The organism is Streptomyces sp. NPDC088097, assembly GCF_044741845.1.
In the GTDB taxonomy this organism is placed as follows: Bacteria; Actinomycetota; Actinomycetes; order Streptomycetales; family Streptomycetaceae; genus Streptomyces.
In genome coordinates, this window is the sequence record NZ_JBIUTJ010000004.1 from 757700 (window position 1) to 782144 (window position 24445).

Annotated in this window: 24 protein-coding genes; 14 read left to right on the forward strand and 10 right to left on the reverse strand. The window is 72.8% G+C overall.

What is annotated here, in order from left to right; all coding sequences use genetic code 11:
* Window positions 1-7 precede the first annotated feature (7 nt).
* Together ACIOD1_RS17180 and ACIOD1_RS17185 are read right to left on the reverse strand one after the other, a co-directional pair.
* Window positions 8-1420, reverse strand: coding sequence for a HAMP domain-containing sensor histidine kinase (locus ACIOD1_RS17180; RefSeq protein ID WP_365616286.1), 1413 nt, complete (start codon window positions 1418-1420; stop codon window positions 8-10).
* Between the two features lie 9 nt (window positions 1421-1429).
* A complete protein-coding gene (locus tag ACIOD1_RS17185) occupies window positions 1430-2131 on the reverse strand; it encodes a response regulator transcription factor (RefSeq protein WP_401903012.1) in 702 nt (233 codons plus the stop codon).
* A gap of 283 nt (window positions 2132-2414) precedes the next feature.
* Between ACIOD1_RS17185 and ACIOD1_RS17190 the strand changes: the two genes are divergently transcribed.
* The 8 genes from ACIOD1_RS17190 (at window position 2415) to ACIOD1_RS17225 (ending at window position 8735) form a co-directional block, all read left to right on the forward strand.
* Complete coding sequence (locus ACIOD1_RS17190) at window positions 2415-3200, forward strand: amino acid ABC transporter ATP-binding protein (protein WP_365616282.1); 786 nt, start codon at window positions 2415-2417, stop codon at window positions 3198-3200.
* A 99-nt stretch (window positions 3201-3299) separates the two neighbouring features.
* Window positions 3300-4163, forward strand: a complete 864-nt coding sequence (locus tag ACIOD1_RS17195) for a glutamate ABC transporter substrate-binding protein (protein ID WP_401903014.1) — start codon at window positions 3300-3302, stop codon at window positions 4161-4163.
* Window positions 4164-4246: 83 nt separating this feature from the next.
* Window positions 4247-4921 carry an amino acid ABC transporter permease gene (locus tag ACIOD1_RS17200; protein WP_365616279.1) on the forward strand — a complete coding sequence of 225 codons (675 nt, stop codon included), beginning with the start codon at window positions 4247-4249 and terminating at the stop codon, window positions 4919-4921.
* Window positions 4918-5796, forward strand: a complete 879-nt coding sequence (locus ACIOD1_RS17205) for an amino acid ABC transporter permease (RefSeq protein WP_365616277.1) — start codon at window positions 4918-4920, stop codon at window positions 5794-5796. The genes ACIOD1_RS17200 and ACIOD1_RS17205 overlap by 4 nt, the downstream gene beginning before the upstream one ends.
* A gap of 153 nt (window positions 5797-5949) precedes the next feature.
* A complete protein-coding gene (locus ACIOD1_RS17210; protein ID WP_401903016.1) occupies window positions 5950-7599 on the forward strand; it encodes an FAD-dependent monooxygenase in 1650 nt (549 codons plus the stop codon).
* Window positions 7600-7632: 33 nt separating this feature from the next.
* Window positions 7633-7719, forward strand: a complete 87-nt coding sequence (locus tag ACIOD1_RS17215) for a putative leader peptide (RefSeq protein WP_311318651.1) — start codon at window positions 7633-7635, stop codon at window positions 7717-7719.
* A gap of 75 nt (window positions 7720-7794) precedes the next feature.
* A complete protein-coding gene (locus tag ACIOD1_RS17220; protein ID WP_365616273.1) occupies window positions 7795-8343 on the forward strand; it encodes a cysteine dioxygenase in 549 nt (182 codons plus the stop codon).
* A complete protein-coding gene (locus tag ACIOD1_RS17225) occupies window positions 8340-8735 on the forward strand; it encodes a rhodanese-like domain-containing protein (RefSeq protein ID WP_365616271.1) in 396 nt (131 codons plus the stop codon). The genes ACIOD1_RS17220 and ACIOD1_RS17225 overlap by 4 nt, the downstream gene beginning before the upstream one ends.
* Window positions 8736-8978: 243 nt before the next feature.
* Here the strand turns inward: ACIOD1_RS17225 and recX are convergent, their stop codons facing one another.
* Together recX and recA are read right to left on the reverse strand one after the other, a co-directional pair.
* A complete protein-coding gene (gene recX / locus ACIOD1_RS17230; RefSeq protein WP_365616270.1) occupies window positions 8979-9545 on the reverse strand; it encodes a recombination regulator RecX in 567 nt (188 codons plus the stop codon).
* Between the two features lie 3 nt (window positions 9546-9548).
* Window positions 9549-10661 (reverse strand): recombinase RecA, encoded by a 1113-nt coding sequence (gene recA / locus ACIOD1_RS17235; protein WP_365616269.1) that lies wholly within the window; start codon window positions 10659-10661, stop codon window positions 9549-9551.
* Between the two features lie 264 nt (window positions 10662-10925).
* Here recA and ACIOD1_RS17240 point away from each other — a divergent pair, with 264 nt between their 5' ends.
* Window positions 10926-11612: a class I SAM-dependent methyltransferase gene (locus ACIOD1_RS17240; RefSeq protein WP_401903020.1), complete on the forward strand. Its 687-nt coding sequence runs from the start codon at window positions 10926-10928 to the stop codon at window positions 11610-11612.
* Window positions 11613-11714: 102 nt separating this feature from the next.
* Here the strand turns inward: ACIOD1_RS17240 and ACIOD1_RS17245 are convergent, their stop codons facing one another.
* On the reverse strand, window positions 11715-12602 hold the full coding sequence (locus ACIOD1_RS17245; protein ID WP_365616265.1) for a serine protease: 888 nt from the start codon (window positions 12600-12602) through the stop codon (window positions 11715-11717).
* 293 nt (window positions 12603-12895) lie between these two features.
* On the opposite strand from ACIOD1_RS17245, the gene ACIOD1_RS17250 reads away from it, so the two are divergent.
* A complete protein-coding gene (locus ACIOD1_RS17250; protein WP_365616263.1) occupies window positions 12896-13321 on the forward strand; it encodes a hypothetical protein in 426 nt (141 codons plus the stop codon).
* Between the two features lie 64 nt (window positions 13322-13385).
* Entirely contained in the window at window positions 13386-14141 is a 756-nt protein-coding gene (locus ACIOD1_RS17255; RefSeq protein ID WP_365616261.1) for a Clp protease N-terminal domain-containing protein, read from the forward strand.
* Here ACIOD1_RS17255 and ACIOD1_RS17260 read toward each other — a convergent pair.
* Both ACIOD1_RS17260 and ACIOD1_RS17265 read right to left on the reverse strand, forming a co-directional pair.
* Window positions 14098-15189, reverse strand: coding sequence for an AI-2E family transporter (locus ACIOD1_RS17260; protein ID WP_365616840.1), 1092 nt, complete (start codon window positions 15187-15189; stop codon window positions 14098-14100). The genes ACIOD1_RS17255 and ACIOD1_RS17260 overlap by 44 nt on opposite strands.
* Before the next feature lie 266 nt (window positions 15190-15455).
* Entirely contained in the window at window positions 15456-15650 is a 195-nt protein-coding gene (locus ACIOD1_RS17265; RefSeq protein WP_365616259.1) for a DUF3046 domain-containing protein, read from the reverse strand.
* An 81-nt stretch (window positions 15651-15731) separates the two neighbouring features.
* Here ACIOD1_RS17265 and ACIOD1_RS17270 point away from each other — a divergent pair, with 81 nt between their 5' ends.
* The gene (locus ACIOD1_RS17270; RefSeq protein WP_401903025.1) at window positions 15732-16709 is read left to right on the forward strand and encodes a hypothetical protein; all 978 of its coding nucleotides are present in this window, start codon (window positions 15732-15734) and stop codon (window positions 16707-16709) included.
* On the opposite strand, the gene ACIOD1_RS17275 is transcribed toward ACIOD1_RS17270, so the two are convergent.
* The 3 genes from ACIOD1_RS17275 to ACIOD1_RS17285 form a co-directional block, all read right to left on the reverse strand.
* Window positions 16678-16986: an AzlD domain-containing protein gene (locus ACIOD1_RS17275; RefSeq protein WP_401903027.1), complete on the reverse strand. Its 309-nt coding sequence runs from the start codon at window positions 16984-16986 to the stop codon at window positions 16678-16680. The genes ACIOD1_RS17270 and ACIOD1_RS17275 overlap by 32 nt on opposite strands.
* Window positions 16983-17684, reverse strand: coding sequence for an AzlC family ABC transporter permease (locus ACIOD1_RS17280; RefSeq protein WP_365616253.1), 702 nt, complete (start codon window positions 17682-17684; stop codon window positions 16983-16985). The genes ACIOD1_RS17275 and ACIOD1_RS17280 overlap by 4 nt, the downstream gene beginning before the upstream one ends.
* Window positions 17685-17829: 145 nt before the next feature.
* Entirely contained in the window at window positions 17830-18795 is a 966-nt protein-coding gene (locus ACIOD1_RS17285; protein ID WP_365616251.1) for an AraC family transcriptional regulator, read from the reverse strand.
* An 80-nt stretch (window positions 18796-18875) separates the two neighbouring features.
* On the opposite strand from ACIOD1_RS17285, the gene ACIOD1_RS17290 reads away from it, so the two are divergent.
* Entirely contained in the window at window positions 18876-23465 is a 4590-nt protein-coding gene (locus ACIOD1_RS17290) for an ATP-dependent helicase (RefSeq protein WP_401903030.1), read from the forward strand.
* 190 nt (window positions 23466-23655) lie between these two features.
* A complete protein-coding gene (locus ACIOD1_RS17295) occupies window positions 23656-24363 on the forward strand; it encodes a hypothetical protein (RefSeq protein ID WP_365616247.1) in 708 nt (235 codons plus the stop codon).
* The last annotated feature ends 82 nt before the right edge of the window (window positions 24364-24445 follow it).

Sequence of the window (24445 nt, forward strand, 5' to 3'; positions counted from 1 at the left end):
CGCGCCTTCAGTGGCCGAGGGGGTCGGTCCGCGGGACGGTCACCGTCACCCGGAGGCCGTGCGGCGGGTTCGTCTCGTAGGCGAGGGAGCCACCGCCGGCCGTGAGCAGGGCCCGGGAGATGGACAGGCCGAGGCCCGAGCCCTTGACGTTCTGGTGGCGGCCGCTGCGCCAGAAGCGGTCGCCGACGCGCGACAGCTCCTCCTCGGTCAGCCCGGGCCCCCGGTCGGCGACGACGACGAGCGTGCTGCGCCCGGCCGCCGACACGGAGACCTCGACCTCCTCCCCCGAAGGGGTGAACTTCAGGGCGTTGTCGATGACGGCGTCCAGCGCGCTGGACAGGGCGACGGGATCCGCCCAGCCGGTGACGGCGGCCCGGCCGGTCGCGGTGAGGCGCACGCCCTTCTCCTCCGCGTACGGCCTCCAGGCCGCCACCCGTTCGCCGGCCAGCGCGCCGATGTCGATGAGGCTGATCTCGGCGGAGGTGTGCTCGGCCAGCGCCAGGTCCAGGAGGTCGTCCAGGACCTGGGCCAGGCGCTTGCCCTCCGTACGCACGGAGGCGATCTCCTCGTTCCCCTCGGGCAGTTCGAGGGCGAGCAGCTCGATCCTCAGGAGCAGCGCGGCGAGCGGGTTGCGCAGCTGGTGGGAGGCGTCCGCGACGAACGCCCGCTGCTGCTCCAGTACCTCTTCGACGTTGTCGGCCATCTCGTTGAACGAACGGGCCAGTCGTCTGAGTTCCGGCGGCCCGCCGCCGGCGGCGACGCGGGAGTTCATCCGCCCGGTGGCGATGCCGTGGGCCGCCGCGTCCAGGGTCTGCACGGGCTTGAGCACCCAGCTGGTGAGCCGCAGCGCGGCGCCGAACGCGACCAGCATCGCGGCGGCGAGCCCGGCCGCGATGATCAGCCAACCGCGCAGGATCTTGGCCCGCATCTCGCCGGTCGGCGATTCGGTGGCGACGACGGCCACCACGTCCCCGTCGAGGACGACCGGGGAGATGACGAGCAGCCTGCCGTTGGTCTGCCAGGGCCAGACCTGGCCGGGGTCGTGGCTGCGGCGTCCGGCGAGGGCCTCCGCCAAGGCCTGCCGGCCCTCTCCCGACTGGGGGAGCTGCCACCAGCCGGGGGCCCGGACCATCGCGTTGTCGTCGCGGTAGAAGACGCCGGCGCGGATGCCGTACAGCTCCTGGTAGCGGGCGAGTTCGAGCTGGAGGGTCTCGCGCCGCTCGTCGGCGCCGATGGAGCCGGAGCCCTCGGCGTCGATGAAGAACTGGGCGAGGGCGGCGAAGCGGGCGCTGTCGTCGATCCGGTCGACGACCACCCGTTGCTGCTGGGCCGCGGCAAGGCTGACGGCGAGCGGGAAACCGAGCGCGAGCAGCACGCCCGCCATCAGGACGACGAGGAGCGGAAGCAGCCGGGCGCGCACGACGAACCCCTAAGGGGTGGGCGGGGTGACGAGCCGGTAGCCCACCCCGCGGACGGTTTCGATGAGGGCGGGCATGCCCAGTTTGGAGCGCAGGGAGGCCACGTGAACCTCCAACGTGCGCCCGGTCCCCTCCCAGCTGGTGCGCCACACCTCGCTGATGATCTGTTCCCGGCGGAAGACGACCCCGGGCCGCTGCGCCAGCAGGGCCAGCAGGTCGAACTCCTTGCGGGTCAGGGGGACGTCGTTGCCGTTCACGCTGACGCGCCGGGTGGGCAGCTCGATGGCGACGGGCCCGAGCCGGACGGGCGCGTGGGCGTCGCCGCCGGGACCGGCCTCCTCGGCGGCTCCGGTGCGCCGGGCGACGGCGTGGATCCGGGCGAGGAGCTCCCCGGTGTCGTACGGCTTGACCACGTAGTCGTCGGCGCCCATGTTCAGGCCGTGGATGCGCGAGCGGACGTCGGCGCGCGCGGTGACCATGATGACGGGGGTGGACGTGCGCTTGCGGATCTTTCCGCAGACCTCGTAGCCGTCCTGGTCGGGCAGCCCGAGGTCGAGCAGGATCACCCCGTAGGGAGGGGCGCCGGCCGGCAGGAGCGCTTGGAGGGCCTCCTCGCCGCTGCGGGCGTGGGTGACGCGGAAGCCGTGCCGGGCGAGGATCGCGGACAGGGCGGCGGCGACGTGGTCGTCGTCCTCGACGAGCAACAGTCTCATGACGTCCCCCTTTCCTGTTCGCGACGCCGGGACGAAGAATGGCCCACAAAGGGCCACCCTGCATCCACTCCCATGGAGAGTCCCACGTCAAGAGGGGTTCCGCTCCGGCGAGTCTTCCGTTATGCACCCGGTACGAGTAGAGGACGCCCGGTCGGAGGCCCGGCACGGAGCGTATCCGGGCGAGGCCCGATCGTTATCCTCAATTCTCGCTCAGATGTGATGACGCTGTGCGCGCCACGTCACTACTGTCCTCCCAACCGACGGAGGACGGAGCAAGAAGCCGATGAGCGGAGTATCAGTGACCAAGGACGCGGCGGAAGCGGCGGGGGCCGCGGACGGCCTGGTCGTACTGAGCAACGTCAACAAGCACTTCGGCGCGCTGCACGTGCTTCAGGACATCGATCTGAGCATTGCCCGCGGTGAGGTCGTCGTGGTGATCGGTCCCTCGGGATCGGGCAAGTCCACGCTGTGCAGGACGATCAACCGGTTGGAGACCATCGATTCGGGCTCGATCACGCTCGACGGCAAGGAACTGCCCGCGGAGGGCAAGGAACTTGCCCGACTGCGCGCCGATGTCGGCATGGTCTTCCAGTCGTTCAACCTGTTCGCGCACAAGACGGTCCTGCAGAACGTGATGCTGGGTCAGGTCAAGGTCCGCAAGACGGACCAGGCGGCCGCCGCCGAGAAGGCGAAGTCGCTGCTGGACCGGGTGGGCGTGGGCTCGCAGGCCGACAAGTACCCGGCGCAGCTGTCCGGAGGCCAGCAGCAGCGCGTGGCCATCGCCCGAGCCCTGGCCATGGAGCCGAAGGTCATGCTCTTCGACGAGCCGACCTCGGCCCTGGACCCCGAGATGATCAACGAGGTGCTGGAGGTCATGCAGCAGCTCGCCCGGGAGGGGATGACGATGGTGGTCGTCACGCACGAGATGGGCTTCGCCCGCTCCGCGGCCAACCGGGTCGTCTTCATGGCCGACGGAAAGATCGTCGAACAGGCCACGCCCGAGCAGTTCTTCAGCAATCCGCGCAGTGACCGCGCCAAGGACTTCCTGTCGAAGATCCTCCACCACTGACGCCCGCGTCTGGTAGTGATCCGGTCGACGGCTCGCGCCGTCGCCCCACGACGTGATTCCGCTCGTCGTCCAACAACGTCTCATCCGAGGGAAGTTCACATGAAGGTTCTCAAGGTCGGCGCAGCCGTCGCCACGGCCGTCGTTCTCGCCCTGACCGCGACCGCCTGCGGCGGTGACAGCGACAAGACCGACACCCCCGCCACGGGTGACGCGGGTGCCTCCGGCGCCGCCAAGGGCAAGATCGTCATCGGCATCAAGTTCGACCAGCCGGGTCTGGGTCTGAAGACCCCCGACGGCAAGTTCACCGGTTTCGACGTGGACGTCGCCACGTACGTGGCCAAGGAGCTGGGCTACGAGGCGAACCAGATCGACTGGAAGCAGACGGTCAGCGCCGAGCGCGAGAACATGATCCAGAACGGCGACGTCAAGTTCATCGCCGCGAGCTACTCGATCAACGACAGCCGCAAGCAGAAGGTCGACTTCGCCGGCCCCTACTTCGTGGCGCACCAGGACCTGCTGGTCCGCGCCGGGGACACCTCGTTCAAGAAGCCCGAGGACCTCAACAAGAAGAAGCTCTGTTCGGTCGCCGGATCGACTTCGGCCCAGAACGTCAAGACCAAGCTGGCCCCCGACGCGGACCTCCAGCAGTACCCCGGCTACTCGGAGTGCCTGTCGGGTCTGGAGAACAAGGCCGTCGACGCCCTGACCACGGACAACTCGATCCTCGCCGGCTACGCCGCGCAGGAGAAGAACAAGGGCAAGTTCCAGCTCGCCGGCCTGAACATGAGCAACGAGAACTACGGCATCGGCCTGAAGAAGGGCGACAAGGAGCTCCAGACCAAGATCAACGCCGCGCTCAAGAAGATGGTCTCGGACGGCGCCTGGGAGGCGGCCGTGACGAAGAACTTCGGCCCGGCCGGCTACAAGAGCGAGCCCGCGCCGCAGATCACCGAAGGCAGCTGATTTCCCGGTGAGGAGCGTCGCCGCCCGCCTGCCGCGGGCGGCGGCGCGCCCCACCGGCCATCCTGGGGAGAGCGCAGGGCAACGTGTTCGACTTTCTTGATTCCGGGCAGTACGACCTGCTCGGAGCCTTCTGGGTGACGGTTCAGCTCACCCTGTACTCAGCGATAGGTTCCCTGCTCTGGGGCACCGTCCTGGCCGGGATGCGGGTCAGCCCGGTCCCGCTGCTGCGGGGCTTCGGCACCGCGTATGTCAACGTGGTGCGCAACACCCCGCTGACCCTGCTGATCATCGGGTGCTCGCTGGGGCTCAACCAGACCTTGGGCGTCACGCTGGCCGGCAGCACCTTCAAGGAGATCGGCTTCCGACTGGCCGTCCTCGCACTGACCGCCTACACCGGCACCTTCGTCTGCGAGGCCATTCGCTCCGGCATCAACACCGTCCCCGTCGGACAGGCTGAAGCGGCCCGCGCGCTGGGGCTGAGCTTCACTCAGGTGCTCACCCTGATCGTGCTGCCCCAGGCCTTCCGCGCGGTCGTCGCACCGCTCGCCAACGTGCTGATCGCCCTCACCAAGAACACCACGGTGGCAGCGGCGATCGGCGTGGCCGAGGCGGCCCTGCTGATGAAGGAAATGGTCGAGAACGAGGCCGACGCGCTCTTCGCCGTCTTCGGCGTGTTCGCCCTCGGCTTCTGTCTGCTGACCCTGCCCACCGGCCTGCTGCTCGGCTGGGTGTCCAAGCGAGTGGCGGTGAAGCGATGAGTTCGGTCCTGTACGACACGCCCGGCCCCAAGGCCAAGGTCCGCAACCGGATCTACACCGCGGTCTTCGTCGTCGGCCTCGGGCTCGCACTCTGGTGGGTGCTGTCCGTCATGGCGGACAAGAACCAGCTCGACGCCGACAAGTGGACCCCCTTCGTCACCGACAGCCAGGTCTGGACGACCTTCCTGCTCCCCGGCCTGCTGGAGACCCTCAAGGCCGGCGCCATCGCCATGGTGATCGCCCTCCCCTTGGGCGCCCTCCTTGGCATCGGTCGACTCTCCGACCACGCCTGGGTGCGCGTTCCGGTGGGCACGGTCGTGGAGTTCTTCCGCGCCATCCCGGTACTGATCCTGATGGTCTTCGGCTCGGCCTTCTTCGTGAAGTTCGTTCCGGTCGCTTCCGAGATCCGTCCGCTGTACGCGGTGGTGACGGGCCTGGTCCTGTACAACGCCGCGGTCATCGCCGAAATCGTCCGGGCCGGCGTGCAGTCGCTGCCCCGCGGCCAGAGCGACGCGGCCCAGGCGATCGGCATGCGCAAGGGCCAGACCATGGCCTACGTGCTGATCCCGCAGGCCGTCACCGCGATGCTTCCGGCGCTCGTCAGCCAGCTCGTGGTGATCCTCAAGGACACCGCGCTCGGCGGCTCGTTGCTGGGCCTGACCGAACTGCTGTCGATGAACCGACAGATCTCGGCGAACTACAGCAACACCATCCCCGCGATCGTGGTGATCGGCCTGATCTACATCGCGGTGAACTTCGCCCTCACCACCTTCGCCTCCCGGCTGGAGGGTCGGCTGCGGAAGTCCACCAAGGGCACCGGCACGGTGCTGGGCGCGACCAAGGTCGACGAGCTGACCGGCGGCCAAGGCGTCTGACATCCGGTCAGTAGTAGCGCGTAGCCTGTGTGGTGCGGCGGAGTCCTTCCGCCGCACCACACCGCGTCGCACGCGCGGGTGTCACTTGACGCGGGCACCTCTAGTCGGTTGCATACGTTCTGTGATCACATACCGGACATCGGGAGCCGCGTCATGGACCCGGTGATCGTCGTAGGCTCGGGCCCCGTCGGACTGTCCCTGTCCCTCGCCCTGGCCGGCCACGGCGTGCCCTCCGTCCTCCTCGACGAAGGGCCCGGCAAGGAGGAACCCCGGCCCGCCCGTTCCGTCGTCCTGCACGCCGACACCGCGGCGATGGCGCACCGGCTGGGCTGTACGACCCTGCGCGACGAGGGCGTCCCCTTCGCCGCCTGGCGGACCATGAGGCGCCGTCAGGAGACCCGGCGGATCACCTTCGAGGACCGCCCCGCCCCCCTGCACCTCCCCCAGCACGCCCTCACCCGAGGACTGCGCGACGCCGCCCACGCGCACCCCCTGGTCCAGGTCGTCACCGACGCCAAGCTCGACGCCCTGGAGCAGGACGCCCACGGGGTCACCGCCCACACCCGGGGCTCCTCGACCACCTGGTGGCGCGGCAGCCACTTGGTCGGCTGCGACGGGGCCCGCTCCACGGTGCGCAAGCTCCTCGACATCCGCTTCCCCGGCCGGACCGCCGTCGAGCGGTACGCCGTCGCCGCCCTGCGCGCCGAACTGCCCTGGCCCGGCGAGGCGTTGCTCCACCGCAACCCGCCCTCGGGGCCCGAGGAGATCACCGCCCGCCCGCTGCCCGACGGGGTGTGGCGGCTGGACTGGCTGCTGCCCTCGCGCGGCGACCTGGTCACCCCGGACGCGCTGGTGAAGCTGATCCGGGACTCCCTGGCCCTGTGGTGCGGGGGCAAGACCCCTCCGTACGACCTCATCGACACCGGGGTGCACACCCTCCACCACCGCCTCGCGCGGCGCTGGCGCGACGGGCGGGCCTTCCTCGCGGGGGACGCCGCCCACCTGCTGGGGGCGGTCGGCACCCAGGGGGTCGAGGAGGGGCTGCGCGACGCGGAGAACCTCGCCTGGAAGCTCGCCCTGGCCTGGCACCAGGGGGCCTCCGAGGCCCTCCTCGACAGCTACGGGGGCGAACGGCGCACCGCCGTCGCCGCCCGGCTGCGCGCGGCCGACCAGGCCATGTCCGCCCTTCGGGGCGGCGGCGGGCTGCGCACCCTGGTCCCGGGGGCCACCCGATCCGCCGAGGCCCTGCTCACCGACGGGCACCTGGGGCGGGGTCCGCTGGGCTCCGAGCCCGTGTACGCGCCGCCGGTGGCCGTCCGCGAGGTCCCGACGGCGACGGAGCCGGGCGGACCCGTGGCCGACGTCCCGGTGACCGCGCCCGACGGGTCGACGGTCCCGCTGCGCGACCTGCTCGGGCGGGGCCGACTCCTGGTGCTGCTCGTCGCCCCGGGCACCGGGGTCTGGGACCGGCGCCACTGGGTCGGCGCCGGGCTGATGCCCCGCCTCGCCGCCGCCGTCGACGCCCTGCCGGTCCGCGCCGACCTGCTGGTCGCCGACGCCTATCCGGGGGCCCCGGCCCACACCGTGCTCCTCGTACGGCCCGACGGGCACCTCGCGGCGACCTTCGCGGGCGTGCTCCCGGCGGAGCTGTACGCGGCGGCGGACGCCGTCCGGGCGGGCGCCCCGGCCGCCGAGGACGGCGGCCAAGGCAGCGGCAAGGGGAGCGGCAAGGTGGCGGGGGCCGGCGTCCCGGCCCTCCGACCCGCTCTCGACGCGGTCACGTCCGCTCCTGTGATCGATTGACCCGTGATCGGGACTCGTGGTTCACTCGCGGACATGACCGGCAACGACGTACGCCTGTGGCGGAGGGTTCACATGGACCTGCTCCGCTACGCGGGCTGCGTGTGTCGCCCTTCCTGCTGATTCGCCTTTCCTCCGCGCGCCCCGTGCCCTTCCGGGCCCGCGCGCACCTCCGCGAACTCCAGGACGGTCATCTCCATGTCTGCGCCCACACCGACGCACGCCCCGGCTCCCGCGTCCACCTCCGCCCCCGCCGGCCCGACCTCGGCGGAGCTCCTCGCCTTCGCCCTGCGCACGGCCTCCGATCCCGCGGTCGTCGACTCCCTGCCGCTGGACCCCGAGGGCCGTACCTGGATCAGGCTCGACGGTCCCGGCGGCAGTGAGGCCTGGCTCATCGGCTGGCCGCCGGGCACCGGAACCGGCTGGCACGACCACGCCGAGTCGCGCGGCGCCTTCGTGACCGCCCGGGGCCGTCTCACCGAGCACTCCCTCGCCGTACGCCTGCCCTCGGAGGGCTGGCGGTCCCTGGAACTCAGCGCCGACGTGGACCGCACGCGCGGCCTCGGCGCGGGCATCGGCCGGGCCTTCGGTGAGCACCACGTGCACGAGGTGCTCAACGAGTCCGACTCCGAGCACGCGATCTCCGTCCACGCCTACTACCCGCCCCTGCCGCAGATCCGCCGGTACAGCCGCACCGGCCCTGTGCTGCGGCTGGAGCACGTCGAGCGTCCGGCGGACTGGCAGTGAGCGCCGCCGGCGTCGGCATCGACGAGCTGTTGGAGCGGATCCGCGCGGGCTACGCGCGGATCGAGCCGCAGGCCGCCTACGAGGCCTCGCGGGCCGGGGCGCTGCTGGTGGACATCCGCTACCAGGCGCTGCGCGAGCGCGACGGGCTGATCCCGGGAGCGGTCGTCGTCGAGCGCAACGAGCTGGAGTGGCGCCTGGACCCGCTCGGCTCCCACCGCCTCCCCGAGGCCACCGGGCACGATCTGCGGGTGGTGGTCATCTGCAACGAGGGCTACGCCTCCTCGCTGGCCGCCGCCTCCCTGCACGCGCTGGGCCTGCGCCGGGCCACCGATCTGACGGGCGGCTTCCAGGCGTGGAAGTCGGCCGGCCTCCCGGTGACTCCTCCGGCCTGACCCGCTCCCGGCGCCGCGCGGCGCGGGAGTTGCCGGGCCCCGGCCCGGATCCACAACGAAGGGCCCGCGCGACGGCGGGCCCGGTGTGACGGCTCCGGCTCCGGCCGGTGCGGTGTCCGGCGCTCCGGTCCGCTCCGCCGGGGCGGGTAGCTCCGCTCCGGCGGACAGGAGCCGCCCCGGGCAGGGTCGGAGTTCCCCCGCATCCCCGACCCGGGCCACGGTCCCGCGTGGCCCCGTCCGTCCTCAGTCCCCGGGGTACCCCAGGGCGTCGTCGGCGTCCTCGCCCTCCGCCTCCAGGGCCCGGCGGACCACCCTCAGGGCCATGCCCTCCGGGTATCCCTTGCGGGCGAGCATCCCGGCGAGGCGCCGAAGACGCTTGTCCCGCTCCAGGCCCCTGGTCGAGCGGAGCTTGCGCTCCACCAGCTCCCGGGCGGTCTCCTCCTCCTGCGCGGAGTCCAACTGCTCCAGGGCCTCCTGGACGAGGGTCGTGTGCACCCCCTTGGTCCGCAGTTCCTGCGCCAGCGCCCGACGGGCCAACCCGCGGCCCCGGTGGCGGGACTCGACCCAGGCCCCGGCGAAGGCGGCGTCGTCGATGAGGCCCACCTCCTCGTACCGGGAGAGGACCTCCTCCGACACCTCATCGGGGATGCCCCGCTTGGCCAGGGCGTCCGCGAGTTGCCGTCGCGTACGCGGCATCCCGGTGAGCAGGCGCAGACAGATCGCCCGCGCCTGCTCTTCGGGACTCTGGGGCGGCAGCTCCTGACGGCCCTCACGGCCGCCGCTCGCGCCGCCCCTTTCCTGCTCCCGCACGGGTCAGCTCTTGGCCACGGCGGCCTTGGCCGTCGTCTTGGCCTTCGACGCCGGGGCGGGCACGGCGGCGGCGTCCGCCGGAGCGGCGGCCGCGTCCGCGGTGGTCTCGGCAGCGGGCTTGCGGATGCCCACGCCCAGCTTCTCCTTGATCTTCCGCTCGATCTCGTCGGAGAGGTCGGGGTTGTCCTTGAGGAAGTTGCGGGCGTTCTCCTTGCCTTGGCCGAGCTGGTCGCCCTCGTACGTGTACCAGGCACCGGCCTTGCGCACGAAGCCGTGCTCCACGCCCATGTCGATCAGGCCGCCCTCGCGGCTGATGCCCTGGCCGTAGAGGATGTCGAACTCGGCCTGCTTGAACGGCGGCGCGACCTTGTTCTTGACGACCTTGACGCGGGTGCGGTTGCCGACCGCGTCCGTGCCGTCCTTGAGGGTCTCGATGCGGCGGATGTCCAGGCGGACGGAGGCGTAGAACTTCAGCGCGCGGCCACCGGTGGTGGTCTCCGGCGAGCCGAACATGACGCCGATCTTCTCGCGGAGCTGGTTGATGAAGATCGCGGTGGTCTTGGACTGGCTCAGCGCACCCGTGATCTTGCGGAGGGCCTGGCTCATCAGACGGGCCTGGAGACCCACGTGCGAGTCGCCCATCTCGCCCTCGATCTCCGCGCGCGGCACGAGCGCGGCGACGGAGTCGATCACGATGAGGTCGATGGCGCCGGAGCGGACCAGCATGTCCACGATCTCCAGCGCCTGCTCGCCGGTGTCCGGCTGGGACAGGATTAGGTTGTCGGTGTCGACGCCGAGGGCCTTGGCGTACTCGGGGTCGAGGGCGTGCTCGGCGTCCACGAAGGCGACGGTGCCGCCGGCCTTCTGTGCGTTGGCCACGGCGTGCAGGGTCAGGGTCGTCTTGCCGGAGGACTCGGGGCCGTACACCTCGACCACACGGCCGCGGGGCAGCCCGCCGACTCCGAGGGCGATGTCCAGCGCGGTCGACCCGGTGGGGATGACCTCGATGGGTTCGTTCGGCTTGTCGCCGAGGCGCATGACCGCACCCTTGCCGAATTGCCGTTCAATCTGTGCGAGAGCGGCGTCGAGGGCCTTCTCGCGGTCGGTGCCTGCCATGGGTTCCACCCGATTTGCTTGAGTCGATCGCTTCACGCCATTGACGCTAACGCCTGCCACTGACAATGCGCTCCCACACCCCCTGCGGCTGTGGATAACTCATCAGAATGGATGTTCGATTTCCCTGTCAAGCGCACCACGCCGCCCCCACCGAGCGGCGGGCCGTCCGGCGCCACCGGGCCCCGACCGCTCGCCACGGAAGTCGGACCGCCGCGTCGGCCCGCCCTCACTCGCACCCGGACCGCCCCTGGGCGGTTTGACGGCATGACGACACTGTTGACCCGCGCCCTCCGGGCGCTCGACCGGTTCCATGCCGCCCACCCGTGGGACCACAACGCCCACTACCACCGGTGGATCCTGCGGCAGCTGCCCCGGCGCTTCGGCAGGGCCCTGGACGTCGGGTCGGGGAGCGGCGACCTGGCGCGGCTCCTGGCCGCGCGCGCCACTTCGGTGCTGGGCTTGGACGCCGACCCCGCGATCACCGCTCGGGCGCGGGAGCTCACCCCGGCCGCCGCCCCGGTGCGGTTCGTCGTCGCGGACGCGCTGACCGGGACGCCTCCCGGTCCCTACGACGTGGTCACGTGCGTCGCCGCCGTCCATCATCTGCCGTTCTCCGACGCCCTGACCCACTTCCGCCGGAACCTCGCACCCGGCGGGACCCTGGTCGTCGTCGGGGTCGCCCGGGCGCGGTCACGCGGCGATCACCTCATCGGCGCCGCCGCCGTTCCCGCGAACGTCGCCATGGCCTGGGCCAAGAACAAGGGCCGCACGGCGCCGCGGCCGGCCTCGATGACCGCTCCCACCTTTCCCGCGGCCATGTGTTTCGCCGACGTCGTTCGTGACGCCCGCCGGGTCCTGCCCGGCGTTCGGGTGCGCCGGCGCCTGTTCTGGCGCTACACGCTGGTGTGGCGCGACGGCGGACGGGCGGTGACGACGACCGGCCCGTCATAGGCGTCGAGCACCCCGCGCGCGGGGCCCGCACAGACCCGCGGCCCCGTCGGCGGTGGTCGTCGACGGGGCCGGTCGGGCGGGGGCCTCAGGCGAGGCCGGGGGTCACGGCTTCGGCAGGGCGCAGCCGGGGCGGTTCAGGTCGATCTGGTTCCCGGGGCCGATGCAGGGGACGAGGATGTACGTCTCCTGGGCGTAGTTGATGCCCTGGCGGACCGTCACGGTTCCGTTCTGGTCCACCTCGCACGGGTTGTTGTCCGTGCAGCGCTGGCCGTCCTCGTTGCCCGTGTTGTTGACCGCCACGACCTTGCCGGTCGCCGTGTCGATCACCGGGGAGCCCGAGGTGCCGCCGATGGTGTTGCAGGACGAGGTGTAGCGGACCGAGTCCTTCCAGGTCCAGGCGCCCTCCTTGAGGCGGTAGGCGAACCCGTCCACGTTGCAGCTGTAGGTCCGCTTCCAGTAGCCGGACACCACCTTGATCGCCGAACCCTGCGTCGGGCGGACGTCGTTGAGGGTCAGGGCGCTGATGCCGTACTGGCTCTGTATCTGGCTGTAGGTCTTGGTCAGCTGGTAGAGCGAGACGTCCGTGTCCGTCATCGTCCCGTACGCGATCTTGCTCGCGCGCAGGGTCGCGACCTTCGAGCCGGCGGCGTTGAGCAGAGAGAAGGAGCGGCTTGAGGCGCGGTTGACGAGTACTTCGCCGGCGGCCGGGAAGCCGGTCTCCAGGCAGTGCCCGTTGGACAGGACGAGCGCCGGGTCTCCGGGCTGGGAGCCGGGCGCGCGGACGACGGAGCCGGAACAGTTGCTGAGCGCGACCGTGCCCGCGTACGTGACGGCGACGGCCTGCGCGGTCGGGGCGCTCGCCCGGTCCGTGTCCTGGGGGGTGGCGGCCAGCGCCGGCGCCGCCGCCGCTCCGGTCAGGAGCAGCGAGAGCAGGACGCCGGCAACGGGCTTTCCGGCGCGGGGCGTGCGGGACTTGGGTGCGTGGGGCATGTGGGGGTTCCCCTCTGGATGACGAATGCGACCGAAGATCCTCCGGTTGTCATGCGCATTCTCAAACGGTCGCACCCAACTCACAAGAGGGCCATCGGCGTTGGCCGACAGGGCGAACGAGGCGCCCCGGACGATCACCGCCCCAACCTGGCAACTCCCCCGAGAGGCCCGCCGTTGCCGATACCGGGACGGATGAACCACTCCCCCGGGCCGGCCCGAAACCGCCCCCGGCCGGCCGATACTCTGCGGTGCCCCCGACGACGGGGGACGCGAATTTCCGCTCAGGAGGACCCATGGCCGTCAAGAAGGCCACGATCCAGCAGCAGGTGGCCGACGCCCTCACCCAGGCGAACCCCACCGACCGACCCCTCGTCACGATCCAGGCCGTCGCGGGCCCCAGCGTGTGGCTGATGAGCATGCTCGGCCTCATCGGCCAGGCGTTCCTCAGCTACTACTTCGTCACCGTCACCGAGCAGGCCGTGGTCCTCCACAAGGCGAGCCGGATGAGCAACCGCCCGCAGGAGATCGTGTTCGCGATACCGCCCGCGCAGGTCGCCGGCACGATCACCGAGATCAAGCGCAACGCCGTCTGGAGCTCCTTCCGGATCCAGCTGCCCGGACAGCAGAAGCCGACCCGGATGAACGTCCACCGCCTCTGGCGGAACGAGATGGACGAGCTGCTCGGCCTGCTGACCACCGCGCCGCAGCCGACCGCCTGACGGTCGCACCCCGACTGACAACCAGAGGTTGACACCCCCCAGGTGTCAACCTAGGGTTGCAGTCATGACGAACCCCGACGTGGAACCCGTTCGCATGACCAACCCGGTACGCCTCGACGACCTGATCGAGGCCATCAAGAAGGTCCACACCGACACCCTGGAGCAGCTCAGCGGCGCCGTCGTCGCCGCCGAGGCCCTCGGTGACGTGGCGGACCACCTCATCGGCCACTTCGTCGACCAGGCCCGCCGTTCCGGCGCCTCCTGGACCGACATCGGCCGGAGCATGGGCGTCACCCGTCAGGCGGCGCAGAAGCGCTTCGTCCCCAAGGCGGACAAGGAGGGCGACCCCGGCCTCGACCCGAACCAGGGCTTCGGCCGGTTCACCCCCCGCGCCCGCAACGTCGTGGTCAGCGCCCAGAACGAGGCCCGCGCGGCCGGCCACACCGAGATCCGTCCCGAGCACCTGGCGCTGGGCCTGCTCGCCGAGCCCCAGGGCGCCTGGGTCGCGGGCCTGCGCCCCGCGCGGCTCTCGGTGGACGACGTGCGCGCCGCCGTCACCGCCGCCCTGCCCGCCCCCTCCGCCGACCCCGTCCCGGACCTGGTCCCCTTCGACGCGCGCGCGAAGAAGGCCCTGGAGCTCACCTTCCGCGAGGCCCTGCGCCTGGGCCACGGCTACGTGGGCACCGAGCACGTGCTGCTGGCCCTCGTCGAGCTGGAGGACGGCAACGGCGTGTTGAGCGGAGCCGGCCTCGACAAGGCCGCCTGCGAGGAGGCGATCAGCGCCTACCTGGCCACCGTGACCATCTCGCCCGGCGCGTAGCGACCGGCGCGGGCGCCGGTTCGGAGACCTCGTAGCGCTTCACGTAGGCGCCGAGGAAGGCCTGCAGCGTGGCGACGGCCGGGATCGCGATGAGCGCCCCGACCGCGCCCAGCAGGGCGGTGCCCGCGATCACCGATCCGAAGGCGACCGCCGGATGGATGTCCACGGTCTTCGAGGTCAGCTTCGGCTGGAGCACGTAGTTCTCGAACTGCTGGTAGACGACGACGAACCCGAGCACGTACACCGCGTACCAGGGGTCGACCGTGAAGGCGATCAGCATCGGCAGGGCGCCCGCCAGGTAGGTGCCGATGGTGGGGATGAACTGGGACACCAGTCCGACCCACACCGCGAGCGCGGGCGCGTACGGGATGCCGAGCAGCGCGAAGAGGACGTAGTGCGCGACCCCGGAGATCAGCGCCATCAGCCCGCGCGAGTAGAGGTACCCGCCCGTCTTGGTGACGGCGATCTCCCAGGCGCGCAGCACCTCCGACTGCTTGGCGGGCGGCAGTACGGAGCACAGCGCGCGCCGCAGTCGCGGACCGTCCGCGGCGAAGTAGAAGGAGAACAGGCCGACCGTCAGCAGGCGGAAGAGGCCGCCCAGCACGGTGGTGGAGACGTCCAGCACCCCGCTCGCGCTGTTCTGCACGTACTTCTGGAGCCAGTCGGAGTGCAGCAGGCTGTCCTGGATCTCCAGCCGGGACAGATCGGTGTGGAAGGTGGCGTTGATCCAGTTGATCACCGAGTCGAGGTAGCCCGGGAAGCTCTCGACCATGTCGACGATCTGTCCGGCGAGCATCGAGCCGAGCAGCACGACGAAGCCGACGCCCGCGACGAACACCCCGACGAACACCAGGAACGTGGCGAGTCCGCGGCGCATGCCGCGGGCCGCCATCCTGGCGACGGCGGGCTCGACCGCGAGGGCGAGGAAGAACGCGATCAGGATGTTGACCAGCAGCCCGATGAGCTGGTGGAAGGCCCAGCTGCCGAGCTGGAAGCAGGCGATCAGGGCCAGGACGAGGATCACCGCGCGCGGCAGCCACCTCGGCATCCGCGCCTCTCCCCCGACCCGGGCGCCGGCGGGCGGACGCCCTCCGGGACCCTCGGGGTCCGGGACGCCCGCTCCGGCGGGTGCCGCGGGGCCGGTCGCCCCCGTCGCCCCGGGGCCGTCCTGGGCCGGTGTGTCCACGGTTCCGGCGGGCGAGGGGATCCTCGCGGCCCGCTCGGTCGCGGGCGGGCGGATGGTGTCGTCGTCTGTCGCTGCCACGCCGTCCAGTGTGTCCCACCTGCCGGGTTCACGGGCATACGGCCCCGGTGTCAGCGCAGCGAGGCGGGGACGTCCATCGCCGAACACACCGCGCGCCACACGTCCTTGGCCTCCCAGCCCGCGTCGAGGGCCTGGTGCACGGTGCGCCCGCCGAGTTCCGTCATCACGTGGTCCCGGGCGAAGGAGTCCGCGTAGCCCGGACCGAAGTGCTCCGCCATCCGTTCCCAGAAAATCGTCAACCGCATGACTCCAGTATCCCGCTCCGGAGAGTGCACCGGCCCCGTTCCGCCCCTGCGGCCCGCCCCCCGCGCCCTACGGTGGCACGCATGCCTGGAGACGAAGCTCCCGCGCCGGCCCCGGCCGTCGCACCGGCCGCGCTGGCCCGCGCCGAGCAGTTCATCTGGCTCACGGCCCGGGTGCTGGAGCAGCGCCGGTTCGCGTTCCACTTCCTCGGCGGGGACGCCGACCCCGTCGACGCCGCCCTCGGCGCCTACCTCGGTGCGGACGGGGGCTACGGACACGCCCTCGATCCGGATCTGCGCGGACCGCTGAGCCAGCCCCCGCACGCGGCCCACGCCCTGCGGATCCTCGACGGCCTGGGCCGCTGCGCCGGGCAGCGCATCGAGAGGCTGTGCCGTCACCTGACCCTGGTGTCCACCCCCGACGGGGCGCTCCCCCTGCTCCGGCCGGGCCCGCGCGACCATCCGACCGCGCCCTACCACCCGGTGCGCGACGATCCGCCGGGCGAGCTGCTGACCACGGGGCCCGTCGTGGGGCTGCTGCACCGCAACCGGATCTGGCACGCGTGGCTGTTCCGGGCCACGGACTTCTGCTGGGACCGGGTCGAGAACCTGCGCCAGGGCGATCCGTACGAGATCCAGAGCGCGGTGGCCTTCCTCGACGGCGTCCCCGACCGGGCCCGCGCCTCGGCGGCGGCCGACCGGCTGGGCCGGCTCGTGCGCGAGCGGCGCCTGGCCGTGCTCGACCCGGGCCGGCCCGAGGAGTACCCGCCCTTCCCCGGGCACGCGCCGGGCGAGCGGCTGTTCCCGCACGACTACGCGCGCCGGCCGGATTCCCTGGCCCGGGGCTGGTTCACCGACGAGGAGCTGGGCCGTTCGCTGGACTTCCTGGCGGCCGACCAACAGCCGGACGGCGGCTGGCCCTTACACCGCCGGGCCTGGGCGCCGGGCAGTTCCCTGGAGCGGCGGCCGATCGCCACCCTGGAGGCCCTGTTGACGCTGCGGGCCTACGGGCGGCCGCTGGGCCCGACCGTCAGCCTCCCAGGGCCCGCACGCCCGCGGTGACCACCACCGCCGCGGCGACCACGAGGAGGAACGGGGCCCGCAGCAGCAGGGCGATCCCGGCGGCCGCGAGCCCGGCGGCCCGGGCGTCGAGGACCAGCTCGTGGCCGGTGCTGAAGGTCTGCTGGGCGGTGAGGGCGGCGAGCAGCGCGACCGGCAGCAGGGCGGAGAGCCTGCGCACGACGGGCCGCTCCAGGGCCCCGGCCGGCACGAGCAGTCCGGCGAGCTTGACGGCGTAGCAACCGACGACGGTGATCCCGATGGCGGTCCAGACGTTCACGAGCGGCGTCCCTTCAGCCAGAGCACGGCGGGCGCGGCCAGCGCGGCGATCAGTACGGGCACCCCGGCGGGCAGGAAGGGCAGGAAGCCCAGGCCCAGGACGAGGGCGAGCACGGCGACGGCCCGCTCGGTGGAGGTCTTCAGCATCGGCGCGAGCAGCGCCAGGAACACGGCGGGTCCGGCGGCGTCCAGCCCCCAGGCGGCGGTGTCCCCGATGGCCTCGGCGCCGAGCGCGCCGAGCAGCGTGGTGAGGTTCCACAGCACGTAGAGGGAGAGCCCGGTGACGGTGAAGCCGAGACGGGCCGACTTCCGGTCGGGCTGGGCGAGCGCCACGGCGGTGGTCTCGTCGATGACCCAGTGCGCGGCGAGCGGCCGCAGCGGCCGGGGCAGCGCGAGGAGCTGGGACAGCCGCAGCCCGTAGAAGGCGTTGCGGGTGCCGAGGAAGAAGGCCCCGGCGGCGGCGGTGAAGGGGTTCCCGCCCGCCGCGAGCGCGCCGACCAGCGCGAACTGCGAGGCGCCGGTGAAGACCAGCAGGCTCAGCACGCAGGCCTGGAGCGTACTGATCCCGGCCCCGGCCGCGGTCACCCCGAAGGCGAACCCGGACAGCCCGACGGCCACCCCCACCCCGAGCGCGTCCCGTACGACGGCGGCCCTCGGCCGTCCGTCGGCGACCCCCTGGGGGGTCTCCTGCGTCATCATCCGTTGATCTCCCACCCCTCGAACGTACGCGGACCGACGCGGCCGGGTCTTGTACGTTCTTGCGGACGCGGAGGTACGAAGCGGCAGGCGGGACCGGGGGCGGTGACCGGGACCGGGACCGGGGCGACCGTGATCCACCAGCCCCCTAGCCCGCGGCGCGTTCCCGCCGGTACGCGCCCGGCGGCACCCCGACGATGCGGGTGAAGTGCCGGTTCAGGTGCGGCTGGTCGGTGAAGCCGACGGTGACGGCCGCCTCGGCGGGCGGCGCGCCCGCGTCGAGGAGCCGTCGGGCTCGGCGGACCCGGGCGTCGGTGAGCCAGGTGTGCGGGGGCATGCCGTAGCGCGCGCGGAAGGCCCGCAGCAGGGCGAAGGGGCTCGTGCCCAGCTCCGCCGCGAGCTGCTCCAACGAGGGCGGGTCCGCCATCCGCCCCTCCAGGACGGCCCGGGCCCGTTCGGCGTCGGCGGCGCCCGCGCCCCGCGGGGTACGGGCCGGCAGCGGGCCCGCGTGCCGGCCGAGCATCCGGGCGACCACCCCGCGCAGCAGGGTGTCGGCGGCCAGGGCGTTGCCCGCCTCGGCGGCCCGGTGGACCTCGGTGATGGCCCGGGATCCCGCCGGGTCGGCGACCATGTCGACGGTGAAGCCCGGGGTGCCTCGCAGGGCGGCCAGCTCGTCGGCGACCTCGGCGATCAGGGCCCGCGAGGGGTAGAGGGTGGCGTACGCCCAGCCTTCGGGGACCCCGGCGCGGGCGGTGTGCGCCACCTCGGGGTTGATCAGGACCACGCTGCCCGGGCCGGCCCGTACGGTGCGCGAGGGCAGGCCGATCTCCTCGATGCCGCCGGTGACGGCCGCGATGACGTACCCGTCGTGGGCGTGGCGGGGGAAGGTGTGGCGGACGTAGTGGGCGCGCAGCAGGTCCAGCCCGGGAAGCCGGTCGTACTGCCAGTGCCGGGCCCACTCGCGCCGCCCTTCGGCGGGCCCGGCGGAGACGAAAGCGCCGGAGTCGGCCGCACCGGAACCGGCCGTGCCAGAAGCGGACGCGCCGGAAGCGGGTCCGGCGGGCCCGAACGGTCCCGCCGGCCCGACGGTCTCGCCCCGCGCGTCCGTGCCCATCTCCCCATTCTGCGCCCCGCCGGCGTACGGCGTTCTCCCAGGTCCGGCCCGTTGTCGGTGCCCGGGTGCACGATGGGGGCATGGCAGGTGCTGCGCTCGACTCGTTCTCCCCCGCAACCCGCTCCTGGTTCACGGGGGCCTTCGCCACGCCGACCGCCGCGCAGGAGGGCGCCTGGCGGGCGATCGGGGAGGGCTCCGACGTCCTCGTCGTGGCGCCCACCGGCTCCGGCAAGACCCTCGCGGCCTTCCTCGCCGCGCTGGACCGGCTCGCCTCGGTGCCGCCGCCCGCCGAGCCCAAGAAGCGCTGCCGGGTGTTGTACGTGTCCCCGCTCAAGGCCCTCGCGGTGGACGTCGAGCGCAACCTGCGCAGCCCGCTGACGGGCATCCGGCAGGAGTCGGCCCGGCTGGGGCTGCCCGAACCGGACATCCGGGTGGGGATCCGGTCCGGGGACACCCCGCCGGCGGAGCGGCGCGCGCTGGCGACCCGGCCGCCGGACATCCTGATCACCACCCCGGAGTCGCTGTTCCTGATGCTGACCTCGGCGGCCCGGGAGGCCCTCGCCGGGATCGAGACGGTGATCCTGGACGAGGTGCACGCGGTGGCCGGGACCAAGCGCGGCGCCCACCTCGCCCTGTCCCTGGAGCGGCTCGACGAGCTGCTGCCGCGGCCGGCGCGCCGGATCGGGCTGTCGGCGACGGTCCGCCCGGTGGAGGAGGTGGCCCGCTACCTCGCCCCGCGCGGGAAGGTGGACATCGTCCAGCCGCCCTCGACCAAGGAGTTCGACCTCTCGGTGGTCGTCCCGGTCGAGGACATGGGCGAACTGGGCGGCTCCCCCGCCTCCGAGGGCCGCGAGGGCGGCGACAAGCCCTCGATCTGGCCCCATGTGGAGGAGCGGATCGCCGATCTGGTCCAGGCCCACCGCTCGACCATCGTGTTCGCCAATTCCCGCCGCCTCGCGGAGCGCCTCTGCAACCGGCTCAACGAGATCGCCTACGAACGGGCCACCGGCCGGGCCCTGCCGGAGGGCGCTCCCCCGGCCGAGATCATGGCCCAGTCGGGCGCCGCCCAGGGCGCCCCGCCCCTGATGGCCCGCGCCCACCACGGTTCGGTGTCCAAGGAGCAGCGGGCGCAGGTGGAGGAGGACCTCAAGGCCGGCCGGCTGCCCGCCGTGGTGGCCACCTCCAGCCTGGAGCTGGGCATCGACATGGGCGCCGTCGACCTGGTGGTGCAGGTGGAGTCGCCGCCGTCGGTGGCCTCCGGGCTCCAGCGCGTCGGCCGCGCGGGCCACCAGGTGGGCGCGGTCTCCACCGGGGTGGTCTTCCCCAAGTACCGGGGCGACCTCGTCCAGGCGGCCGTGGTCACCGAGCGGATGCGCACCGGCTCCATCGAGGCCCTGCGCGTCCCGTCCAACCCGCTGGACGTGCTCGCCCAGCAGGTGGTCGCGATGACCGCGATGGACACCTGGCAGATGGACGAGCTGCTCGCGCTCGTGCGGCGGGCCGCGCCCTTCGCCGCGCTGCCCGAGTCGGCGTTCACCGCCGTGCTCGACATGCTGGCGGGCCGCTACCCCTCCGACGCCTTCGCCGAGTTGCGGCCCCGGGTGGTGTGGGACCGGGTCGCGGGGACGATCACCGGGCGCCCCGGCGCCCAGCGCCTCGCCGTCACCTCCGGCGGCACCATCCCCGACCGCGGCCTGTTCGGCGTCTTCCTCGCCGGCTCCGACCCGAAGAAGGGCGGCGGCCGGGTCGGCGAGCTGGACGAGGAGATGGTCTACGAGTCCCGCGTGGGCGACGTGTTCACCCTGGGCACCAGCACCTGGCGGATCGAGGACATCACCCGCGACCGGGTCCTGGTCACCCCCGCCCCCGGAGTGCCCGGCCGGCTGCCGTTCTGGAAGGGCGACCAGCTCGGCCGCCCCCTCGAACTGGGCCGTGCCCTGGGCGCTTTCCTCCGCGAACTGGGCGCGCTCGGCCCCGAGGACGCCCGGCTGCGGCTGCTCGCGGCCGGCCTGGACGCCTGGGCCGCGGAGAACGTGCTGGCCTACCTCGCGGAGCAACGCGAGGCGTGCGGCCACGTCCCGGACGACCGGACCGTCCTCGTGGAGCGGTTCCGCGACGAGTTGGGCGACTGGCGGGTCGTGATCCACTCCCCGTTCGGCGCCCAGGTGCACGCCCCGTGGGCGCTGGCCCTCGGCGCCCGCCTCGCCGAGCGGTACGGGATGGACGCCCAGGTGATGCACGCGGACGACGGGATCGTGCTGCGCCTGCCGGACGCCGACCTGCTCGGGATGGACCTGCTCGACCACGACCCGGCCCACGTGGGCTCCTTCGAGTTCGACGACGAGAAGGCCCCCCTCGGCGCCGGCGACGTCGTCTTCGACCGGGGCGAGGTCAACGGGATCGTCACGGACCAGGTCGGCGGCTCCGCGCTGTTCGCCTCCCGTTTCCGCGAGTGCGCCGCCCGCGCCCTGCTCCTGCCGCGCCGCAGCCCGGGCAAGCGCACCCCGCTGTGGCAGCAGCGCCAGCGCGCGGCGCAACTGCTCCAGGTGGCCTCCGAGTTCGGTTCCTTCCCGATCGTGCTGGAGGCCGTACGCGAATGCCTCCAGGACGTCTTCGACGTTCCCGGCCTGGTCGAGCTGATGGGGGACATCGAGGCCCGGCGGGTCCGCCTCGTCGAGGTCACCACACCCGAGCCCTCCCCCTTCGCCCGCTCCCTGCTGTTCGGCTACGTCGCCCAGTTCCTCTACGAGGGGGACTCGCCGCTGGCCGAGCGGCGCGCGGCGGCGCTCTCCCTGGACTCCCGCCTGCTGTCGGAGCTGTTGGGCCAGGCGGAGCTGCGCGAACTGCTCGACGCCGAGGTGTTGGAGGAGTTGGAGCGGGAGCTCCAGTGGCTCACCGAGGACCGGCGCGCCAAGGACGCCGAGTCGGTGGCGGACCTGCTGCGCATGCTCGGCCCGCTGACGGAGGCGGAGTTGGCGGCGCGCGGAGCCGAGCCGGACTGGGCTCCGGACCTCGCGACGGCCCGGCGCGCGATCCGGGTCCGGATCGGCGGGGCGGACCACTGGGCGGCGATCGAGGACGCGGGGCGGTTGCGCGACGCCCTGGGCACCGCCCTGCCCGTAGGTGTCCCGGAGGCCTTCACCGAACCGGTCAAGGACCCCCTCGGCGATCTCCTGGCCCGCTACGCGCGCACCCACGGCCCCTTCACCACCGCCGCCGTCGCGGCCCGCTTCGGCCTCGGCGCGGCGGTCACCGAGGGCGGCCTGCACCGGCTCGCGGGGGCCGGCCGGGTGGTCCAGGGCGAGTTCCACCCGGCGGGCATCGGTCAGGAGTGGTGCGACGCGACGGTGCTGCGCCGGCTGCGGCGCCGCTCCCTGGCGGCGCTGCGCCAGGAGCTGGAGCCGGTCCCGCCCGCCTCGCTGGCCACCTTCCTGCCCCAGTGGCAGCACCTGGGCGGCGGCCTGCGCGGGATCGACGGGCTGGCCCGCGCCGTCGAGCAGCTCCAAGGCGCCCCGGTCCCGGCCTCGGCGCTGGAGCGGCTGATCCTGCCCTCCCGGGTGACGGGGTACTCCCCCGCCCTGCTGGACGAGCTGACCACGACCGGGGAGGTGCTCTGGGCGGGCGCGGGAGCCCTGCCCGGCAAGGACGGCTGGATCTCCCTGTACCTGGCGGACGCGGCGCCCCTGCTGCTCCCCCCGCCGCACCCACTGGATCCGGGCCCCCTGCACCGGGCGGTCCTGGAGGCCCTCTCCTCCGGGCACGCCCTTTTCTTCCGGCAGCTGACCGAGGCGGTCCGCGCCGACCATCCCGAGGCCTCCGACCTGGACCTGTCCTCCGCCGTCTGGGACCTGGCCTGGTCGGGCCGGCTGACCAACGACACCCTGGCCCCGCTGCGCTCCCTGCTTGGCTCCGGCCGCACGGCGGGCGCGACCGCGCACCGGGCACGCCGTACGGTCCCCCGCGGCCGGTACGGCACCCTGAGCGCGACCGTCTCCCGCACCGGGCCGCCCACGGTCTCGGGCCGCTGGTCGCTGCTCCCCGAGCAGGCTCCGGACCCCACGCACCGCGCGCACGCCCTGGCCCGCACCCTGCTGGACCGCCACGGGGTGGTCACGCGAGGTGCGGTGGCGGCGGAGGGGATCGAGGGCGGGTTCAGCGCGATCTACCGGGTGCTGTCGGCCTTCGAGGACAGCGGCCAGGCCCGCCGGGGGTACGTGGTCGAGGGACTGGGCGCCGCCCAGTTCGCGATGGACGGGGCGGTGGACCGATTGCGGGCTGCCGAGCGGAATCCGCCCCCGCTGGCGGCGGTGGTCCTGGCCGCGGCCGACCCGGCGAACGCGTACGGGGCCGCCCTGCCCTGGCCGGAGCCTCCGGCCGGGGCCACCCACAAGCCGGGCCGCAAGGCGGGCTCCCTGGTGGTGCTGGTCGACGGCGAGCTGACCCTGTACCTGGAGCGGGGCGGCAAGACCCTCCTGGCCTGGCCGGAGGCCGGGGACCCGCGGCTGGCGGCGGCCACGGAGGCCGTGGTGGCGGGCTCGCGCGTGGGCGGCGTACCGGCCCTGACGGTGGAGCGGATCAACGCGTCGGCGGCCCTGACCTCCCCGCTGGGGGCGACCCTGGAGGCGGCCGGTTTCCACGCCACACCGAGGGGGCTGCGGCTGCGGGACTGAGGGGCTCCGCAGGCGGAGCCGGTGGCCGCCGACCGGTCTCAGCCCGGACACGTATGTCTTGGGCATGTCACGAAACCGCTGCCAGAGGCCCCTGGAGCGGTCGAAGTACTTATTCATGCTTTATCAAGGTGATCACACACGTCGCACTCGACGCTGTGCGAACGGCTTTCCTACATGGGGGAACAGAAAAGTGAGCACCTTCAGCATGCGCAAAACCACCGTGGGCGCGATCGGCCTGGCAGTCGCGGGCACCCTCGTCCTCACCGGCTGCAAGGACGGCAACGAGGAGTTGACCCCGGCGCAGCCGAGTACCCCCGCCGGCTCGGCCGCCCCGTCCTCCGCCGACCCGTACGCGAGCGGAGCACCGGGCGCCTCGGCGGCGCCCAGCGCCTCCGCGGCCTCCACCGGGGACCCGGTCGCCGGGGCCGGCGGCACCGCGAAGTCGGGCCAGACGTTCAAGATCGGTGAGGCCGCGCAGATCCCGTTCAGCTACGGCAGCAACAAGGGCGGCCAGATCGCCCTCACCGTCACCGCGATCGAGCAGGGCGCCCCGGCCGACCTGGACGCGCTCAAGCTCGGTGACAAGGTCAAGGGGATGATCCCCTACTACATCCGTTACTCGGTCAAGAACACCGGCACGACGGACCTGTCGTTCTCCTCCGTGGGCCACATCAAGGGCCTCCTCGGTGACGGCAGCGAGGCCCAGGGCGTGTCGATCATCGGCACGTTCGAGAAGTGCCCGAACGAGAGCCTGCCGAAGGGCTTCACCAACGGCCGGACGCAGACCAGTTGCGCCGTGGCCCTGGCGCCCTCGGCCCAGACGAAGATCTCCGCGGCCGAGTACTGGGGCGACCCCTACAACTCGCTGAGCAAGAACAAGGAACTCGTCTGGAAGTAACGGGCGACCGACCGGGCCCCGCCCGGCCGGAAACCCGCGGGCCCACCGGCCCCGGACCCACGGACCCACCCCCGGACCCCCT